Origin of the sequence: Streptomyces sp. NPDC000151 (assembly GCF_040301705.1) — a bacterium.
Classification (GTDB): domain Bacteria; phylum Actinomycetota; class Actinomycetes; order Streptomycetales; family Streptomycetaceae; genus Streptomyces.
In genome coordinates, this window is record NZ_JBEPFC010000232.1 from 1 (window position 1) to 6,905 (window position 6,905).

General features: G+C 75.4%; 7 protein-coding genes and 2 pseudogenes. 4 read left to right on the forward strand and 5 right to left on the reverse strand.

All coding sequences use genetic code 11. The annotated features are described in order from the left end of the window. A pseudogene (locus ABT381_RS34305) lies at window positions 1-260 on the reverse strand (two-component sensor histidine kinase); the annotation flags it as partial. Then, a complete protein-coding gene (locus ABT381_RS34310; RefSeq protein ID WP_351601532.1) occupies window positions 257-982 on the reverse strand; it encodes a response regulator transcription factor in 726 nt (241 codons plus the stop codon). The gene ABT381_RS34310 and the pseudogene ABT381_RS34305, both read right to left, overlap by 4 nt. A gap of 122 nt (window positions 983-1,104) precedes the next feature. Here ABT381_RS34310 and ABT381_RS34315 point away from each other — a divergent pair, with 122 nt between their 5' ends. Continuing rightward, entirely contained in the window at window positions 1,105-1,680 is a 576-nt protein-coding gene (locus ABT381_RS34315) for a hypothetical protein (protein ID WP_351601535.1), read from the forward strand. A gap of 58 nt (window positions 1,681-1,738) precedes the next feature. On the opposite strand, the gene ABT381_RS34320 is transcribed toward ABT381_RS34315, so the two are convergent. Beyond that, a complete protein-coding gene (locus tag ABT381_RS34320; RefSeq protein WP_351601538.1) occupies window positions 1,739-2,599 on the reverse strand; it encodes a spermidine synthase in 861 nt (286 codons plus the stop codon). A 98-nt stretch (window positions 2,600-2,697) separates the two neighbouring features. After that, window positions 2,698-3,132, reverse strand: coding sequence for a hypothetical protein (locus ABT381_RS34325; protein ID WP_351601541.1), 435 nt, complete (start codon window positions 3,130-3,132; stop codon window positions 2,698-2,700). A 231-nt stretch (window positions 3,133-3,363) separates the two neighbouring features. Between ABT381_RS34325 and ABT381_RS34330 the strand changes: the two genes are divergently transcribed. Next, complete coding sequence (locus tag ABT381_RS34330) at window positions 3,364-4,758, forward strand: NsdA family TPR-like regulatory protein (RefSeq protein WP_351601544.1); 1,395 nt, start codon at window positions 3,364-3,366, stop codon at window positions 4,756-4,758. 50 nt (window positions 4,759-4,808) lie between these two features. Here the strand turns inward: ABT381_RS34330 and ABT381_RS34335 are convergent, their stop codons facing one another. Further along, window positions 4,809-5,402, reverse strand: coding sequence for a histidine phosphatase family protein (locus ABT381_RS34335; RefSeq protein WP_351601546.1), 594 nt, complete (start codon window positions 5,400-5,402; stop codon window positions 4,809-4,811). Window positions 5,403-5,624: 222 nt separating this feature from the next. Here ABT381_RS34335 and ABT381_RS34340 point away from each other — a divergent pair, with 222 nt between their 5' ends. Together ABT381_RS34340 and ABT381_RS34345 are read left to right on the forward strand one after the other, a co-directional pair. Continuing rightward, window positions 5,625-6,566 (forward strand): phosphatase PAP2 family protein, encoded by a 942-nt coding sequence (locus ABT381_RS34340; protein ID WP_467754337.1) that lies wholly within the window; start codon window positions 5,625-5,627, stop codon window positions 6,564-6,566. Further along, window positions 6,475-6,905: pseudogene (locus ABT381_RS34345) on the forward strand (hypothetical protein); the annotation flags it as partial. The gene ABT381_RS34340 and the pseudogene ABT381_RS34345, both read left to right, overlap by 92 nt.

A 6,905-nucleotide genomic window follows, 5' to 3' on the forward strand; every position in this document is an offset into this window, starting at 1 on the left:
GCGCCGCCCCGGCCCGTCGGCGGTACGTGGACGCCGAGCTGGCCGCCGGGACCGGTCTCGGCGCTGGCGACCGCGCGGGTCAGCGCGGTGCGGTCGGTGGTGATGGCGAGTACCGGGCCGATCGCGGCGGCCTGCCGCTCGGCGTTGGCGAACGCGCGGTCCCGGGCCAGCTCCTTGACGACCATGCCGAGCGGGACGGCGAACGCGATCACCACCATGGCCGTGACCGCGAGCGCGACCTTGACCAGCGCCCATCTCACGGCCGGGGCCCGGCCTGCCGGGGTACTTCCTGCGGGGGCTCCAGCTTCACGCCGACGCCGCGCAGCGTGTGCAGGTAGTGGGGGCTGGCGGCGGTCTCACCCAGTTTGCGGCGCAGCCAGGACAGGTGGACGTCGATGGTCTGGTCGTCGCCGTAGGACTGCTGCCACACCTCGGCCAGCAGCTCCTTGCGGGCCACGACCACGCCGGGGCGCCCGGCCAGGAACGCCAGCAGGTCGAACTCGCGGCGGGTCAGGTCCAGCACGGTCCCGTCCAGCTCGGCCTGGCGGCGCAGCGGGTCGATGGACAGGCCGCCGACCTGGAGTACCCGGGAGGGCGGCGGCCCGCCGCCCGGCCCCTGGTTGCGGGCGCGGCGCAGTACGGCGGCCATCCGGGCGGACAGGTGCTCCACGGAGAACGGCTTGGTGAGGTAGTCGTCGGCGCCGTCGTTGAGCAGCCGGACGATCTCGGCCTCGTCGTCGCGGGCTGTGGCGACGATCACGGGGACGTCGGTGATCCCGCGCAGCATCTTCAGCGCCTCGCGGCCGTCCAGGTCGGGCAGCCCGAGGTCCAGTACGACCACGTCGAAGCCGACCTGGGCCACCTCGCGCAGCGCCTCCAGGGCGGTGCCGACGCTGCGCACGGTGTGTGCGGCGTCGGACAGATGCCGGATGAGAGCCGAGCGGACGAACTGGTCGTCCTCGACCACGAGCACACGAGCCATGGGCGGCACCGTACGCCATTCGGGTGCGGTTCTTGACCGGCCATTGACGATCGTCGTCCGTTTCGTACGGCCCTGCGGCGGAGCGTCGTGCGCGGCGCCCGGGGTGGTGCAGTATGAACCGGGTGCGACGAGGACTGGTTCACGCTGCTGCCTGGACGCTGGCGACGGGCGCCGCGGTCACGCTGTCGTGGTTCGGCGTGCACACGGTCGTCTCCGGTACGGCGTACGACCCGCCGCGCGCGCTCCCGATCTCCGACAACGCGCCCGGCGCGCAGCCCGGTTCCGCGAGCAGCGCCACACCCCGCGCGTCCTCCACCCACCGCCCCAAGCCCTCCGGCACGCCGTCCCCCGCCCCCTCCCCGAGCCGGACCACCGGCCGGCCCCAGGAGGCGCCGTCCTCGCCGCCGCACAGCCCGGCACCGGACCGCTCCTCCGCCGCCCCCGGATCCACCGCGCCGGGCACGGACGCGGGCACGGTCAGGGGCTACCGCACCGACGGCGGCCGGGTCGTCCTGGACCTGCGGGAGACGTACGCCGAGCTGGTCTCGGCCACGCCGGGGCCCGGCTGGCAGATGCAGGTGTGGAAGCAGGACGGCTGGCTCCGCGTCGACTTCACCCGCGGCAACGACCGCACGTCGGTGATCTGTACGTGGAACGGCCACCCGCCGACGGTCACGACGGACAACCACGCGCGGTAGCCCGAAGCAGGGGTGGGGCACACGGGTGCGGCCTCGGTCGAAGGTCCCTGGAGGGGCCTCAGTCGAAGGTGCCCGGCGGCGGCGCGGGCGAGGCGACGGCGGTGGCGTCCGTGACCGGCACGGCTCCCCCGGCGAAGTCCCGCAGTGCGCGCCCGTGTTCGACGCGCCCGGTCTCCGGGTCGGTCGCGGCCCGCCGGGTCAGCTCGGCGACCGGCAGCGGGCCGTCGGCGGCGAGCAGTACGGCGTTCCCGAAGCGCTTGCCGCGCAGCACCGGGGGCGCGGCGGTCAGGCACAGCTCGCCGAAGACCGCGCCCACGGTGGCGATCTGGGCGCGTACGAAGGCCAGCGGCGGGCCGTCCGCGAGGTTGGCCGCGTACCAGCCGCCGGGCGCCAGCGCCCGCGCCGCCTCGCTGACGAATTCCGTACTGGTCAGGTGCGCGGGCGTACGGGCGCCGCCGAACACGTCGGCGATGATCAGGTCGGCCCAGCCGTCCGGGACCTTGGCGAGCCCGGCGCGGGCGTCGCCGCCGCGTACCTTGACGCGCGCCCCGGTCTCCAGTGGCAGCTGCTCGCGGACGAACTGCACGAGCGGCGCGTCGATCTCCACGACCTGCTGGGTGGAGCGCGGGCGGGTCGCCGCGACGTAACGCGCCAGGGTGAGCGCGCCGCCCCCGAGGTGCAGCACGCGCAGCGGCTTGCCGGGCGGGCCCGCGAGGTCGGCGATGTGGCCGAGCCGCCGCTGGTAGGAGAAGTCGAGGTACGCCGGGTCGTCCAGGTCCACATGGGACTGCGGGGCGCCGTCGATCAGCAGCGTCCAGCCGCGCGGCCGGTCCCGGTCGGGCCGCAGCTCGGCGCGGCCACCGGTCACCTCCGCCGTCACCGGCTCCCGCGCCGCACGCGCCCGCCTGTTCTTCGCCATCCGGCCAGTATCCCCGACGGGACCGGGCGGGCCGCGGGCCGCGGGGGCCGCTCAGCGGCTCCGGCCCGGGCGCGGGGCGGCCGTTCGGACACCGGCCCTCAGCGGCAGCGGTCGACGGCCTCGATCGTGCGGGCCGCCTCGCCGAGCGCGGCGCGCAGCACCGCGGGGTCGGTCGCCGCGGCGAAGGCGCCCTCCGGGGGGACCAGCCACCCCGTGCCGGCGACCGGCGGCTCGTCCGCGCCGCGCACGCCGCTCCCCCGCCCGCCGCCGTACGTCTGCGTACAGGCGCTGCCGGGCAGGTCCCAGCCGTCGGCCGTGCCCGGGGGCACCAGAAAGCCGAGGGTGTCGCAGGCGTCGTCGTGCAGGACCGGGCCGACGCCGTCGCGCAGCCGGAGAATGTCCACCGCCTCCAGGCCTTGCCGGGCCGGCACCGTGACAAGGTCGAGGTCGCCGGGCGGCTCGGCGGTCCCGGTGATGCCCGGCACACCCGAAGCGGATTCGACGACACCCTTGCCCACGCCGGCCTCCAGCACGGAAACCCCTCCTCCTGACGCGCCGCTCCTACACCTGATGCAACGCGAAAGCGCGTCAACAGCAACGGCGTCAGGACGCTGTAAAGGATGGCACTTCATGGCGGATGCCGGGTGAGATATCCCTTTTGTAAACAAACTCTCCGTATCGAGGGTGTCACGGACGGTACCGTCGTCCCGCCGCGCCGCCCAGGGTGCGGCATCGCCGCACGGATGGCATGGAGAGGGTCCGCCATGACGTCGCCCACAGGTCCAGCAGCGTCGGCCCGCGACCTGCCGGCCCGCCCGAACACCGCCTTCCGGCAGTTGCGCGGCCGGTTGTCACCCGGCGAGTTCGCGGCTGCCGTGCGCCGGGCCGCCCGTGAGATCGGCGAGCAGGTCTCGTGCGACGCGCGCTACGTGGGGCGCGTCGAGGCCGGGGAGATCCGGTGCCCCAACTACGCCTACGAGCGGGTGTTCCGGCACATGTTCCCCGGCCTCACACCGGCCGACATGGGGTTCGCGCCGCGCGAGACGGTACGCGGACGGGGGGCGCGGGCGCACGCGGGCGCCGCGCTCCCGGCACCGCACGACCACCGCGACACATCCATTCAGAGCTACGAGGAGAGCGACGTGCTGCGTCGCGCGTTCATGACCGGCGGCCCGGCCGCCGCCCTGGGGATCGCCGGCCTGGCGCCCTTCGGGTCCGCAGAGTCCGTACCGCCCCTCACGGGCGGCGGGAGACGTGCGGGAGGAGCCGAGGCGGCGGCCGTGGAGGACGCGGTGCGCCGCATCCGGCTGCTGGACGACCGGCACGGCGCCGAGGGCATCTACCAGCGCGCGGCCCAGCCGCTGCGCGCCGCCTACGAGCTCCTGGACGCCGGGACACACCGCCAGTCGGTCGCCGACCGGCTGCACGCGGGCGCCGGTGAACTGGCCATCTCCGTGGGCTGGCTGGCCCACGACTCGGGCCGCTTCGGGGACGCCCGCTCGCACTACGCGGAGGCGCTGGCCACCGCACGGGTCGCGGGCGACCCGGCCCTGGAGGCGCACGCGTTCTGCAACACCGCGTTCCTCGCCCGGGACGCGGGCCGGCCGCGCGAGGCGGTACGCGCGGCGCAGGCCGCCCAGCACGCCGCGAAGCACCTCTCCTCGCGTCGCCTGCTCTCCTTGCTGGCGCTGCGCGAGGCGGGCGGCTGGGCGGGCCTCGGCGACCGGGCGGGCTGCGAGGAGGCGCTGCTGCGGGCGCACCGGCTCTTCGCCCACGGGCCGTCGGACGCCGACCCGGAGTGGATGTCCTTCTACGGGGACGCCGAACTCGCGGGTCTGGAGGCGCAGTGCTGGTCGGCACTGGGGGAACGGGGGCGCGCGGCGGAGCACGCGCGCCGCGCCGTGGCGCTCCAGGACCCGCACTTCACGCGCAACATCGCGCTGTTCACGGCGGAGCTGGCGGGCGATCTGGCGGGCAGCGGCGCGCCCGACGAGGCGGCCGCCGCCGGGCTCCGCGCCCTGGACCTGCTGGACGAGGTCGGCTCGGCCCGCATCCGTACGATGCTGGCCGGCACGGCCAGGACGCTCCGCCGGCAGCGCAGTGCCGCGGGCGTCGCCGCCTTCCTGGACCGGCACGCGGCGGTGGCACGGCCGGCCTGAGCGCTCGACGGCCCCTGAGGTGCGGCCGCCCGCCTCCGGTCCGGCCGTCGTCAGCCGAGGTGGCCCGTGTCGTTCCAGCGTTCGATGGCCGGGGCGCCGTAGGCCCAGCCGAGCACCGACAGGGAGGTCGGGTCGAGGCGGATACGGGCGCCGAAGGAGATGTCCTCGCCGAGCCAGCGGGCGCACAGCGACCGCAGGATGTGGCCGTGCGCGAAGACGAGCACGTCGCGGCCGCCCGAGCGCACCTCCTCGATGACGCCGTCCACCCGCCGCGTCACCTCGGCGAGCGTCTCGCCCTCGGGGACGCCGTCCCGCCAGATGAGCCAGTCGGGCCGGTCCGCCTTGATCTCGGCGGGCGTCAGGCCCTCGTACGCGCCGTAGTCGACCTCCATGAGCGCGTCCCAGTCCGCCGCGCGGTCCCCGAAGCCGGCCAGCTCGCAGGTCTCCTTGGCGCGGATCAGGGGGCTGGTGCGCACGTCCACGTCCGGGAGCCCGTTCCAGGGCGCGCGGTGCAGCCGCTCGCCGAGCAGCTTGGCGCCGCGCCGGCCCTCGTCGAGGAGCGGGATGTCCGTGCGCCCGGTGTGCTTGCCGGACAGGGACCACTCCGTCTGCCCGTGCCGGGCCAGCAGGATGCGCGGTGCCATGGGATTACCTCTCACCGGCGCGAACCCGCTCGCCGCCGGCCTTGCTCGTTCGTGCCGCCGTACGGGGCCGGCGGCAGTACGTCTCGTTCCGTCCGGTCCATCATCGCGCACCTGTCCCGTACGCCCCACAGGCCCCGTAGCCATACGACGTACAGTCGACAGAACCATACGGCGTACAGTTGATCGCTGCTGACAGCGAGACGGACACGAAGGCTGGACACGGTGAGTACGTTCCGGGTGCACGCCGCACCGCACATCCCCGCAGCACGCGGCACCCGGCCGCCGCACTGGTGGGCCGAGCTGCCGCTGCTCGCGCTCGTCTACGCGGCCTACTCCGCCGGCCGGCTGCTGGCCAGGGGCGACGTGGGCGCCGCCACCGGGCACGGCGAGAAGCTGCTGGACGCCGAGCGGTTCCTGCACCTCGCTGTCGAGCGCCCGCTGAACCGCCTCTTCTCCGGCACGCCCGCACTCGGCATACCCGCCGCCTTCGTGTACGCGGCGCTGCACTATCTGGTCACGCCCGCGATCCTCGTATGGCTGTGGCGCCGGCACCCGGGCCGGTACCGCCTCCTGCGCACCTGGCTGCTGCTCTCCACCTTGATCGGGCTGGTCGGCTTCACGCTGCTGCCCACCGCCCCGCCCCGGTTGCTGACGGCGGTGCACGGCTTCACCGACACGATGGCGGAGTACGCCTCGTACGGCTGGTGGGGCGGCGAGGCGAGTGCGCCCCGGGGGCTGGGCGGGCTGACCAACCAGTACGCGGCGATGCCCAGCCTGCACGTCGGCTGGGCACTGTGGTGCGGCGTCGCGCTGTGGCTGTACGGCGGCTCGCGGCTCACCAGGGCGGTGGGCCTGGCCTATCCGCTGCTCATCACCGTCGTCGTGATGGGCACCGCCAACCACTACTTCCTCGACACGCTCGCCGGCTGCGTCGTCATGGTCCTGGGCCTCCTCCTGGCCCGCCCGGCGCTCCGGCTCGCGGCGGCCGCGCGTGGCGTGATCGCCTCCCGTGCGAGCGGTGGTGCGCCTGGTCTTCACGCGAATGTCGGTGGTGGATGCGAGACTTCCGCAGGTGAACGTTTTCCGCGACAGTCGGCCCGAGCCGGCGGCGGCGCGCGAGGCGCGGCCGCGGCCGGCGACGGGGCTGCGCGCGCGCCTGGCTGAGCTGCGCGGCCCCGGCGTACCGCCCCGCCCGCTGGACGCCAGGGCGCTCGCCGCGCTGTCCGCCAACCCCGGCTGCCGGCGCCGCGCGCTGCTGGACGGCGCGGGCGTGGACAAGGCCGCGCTCGCCCGGGCCCTCGGCTCGCCGGCGCCCTTCGGTCAGTCCCAGTTCGCGATCGCGCGCGGCCATTCCTTCGAGGCGCGGGTCAAGGCCGACGGCGGCGCCGAGCTGATCCGGCTGGCCGCCGAGCATCTCGGGGGCGGTACGGAGCCCCCGGAGCCCGGCGCCGCGGCCACGCCCGACCTGTCGGCGGCCGGCCCGCAGGGGCGCGCCGCGCGGAC

Bases quoted from the DNA above. Each gene is read 5' to 3' on its own strand.
- ABT381_RS34320 (WP_351601538.1), bottom strand. From the start codon at position 2,599: ATGGCGAAGAACAGGCGGGCGCGTGCGGCGCGGGAGCCGGTGACGGCG.
- ABT381_RS34330 (WP_351601544.1), top strand. From the start codon at position 3,364: ATGACGTCGCCCACAGGTCCAGCAGCGTCGGCCCGCGACCTGCCGGCC.
- ABT381_RS34335 (WP_351601546.1), bottom strand. From the start codon at position 5,402: ATGGCACCGCGCATCCTGCTGGCCCGGCACGGGCAGACGGAGTGGTCC.
- ABT381_RS34310 (WP_351601532.1), bottom strand. From the start codon at position 982: ATGGCTCGTGTGCTCGTGGTCGAGGACGACCAGTTCGTCCGCTCGGCT.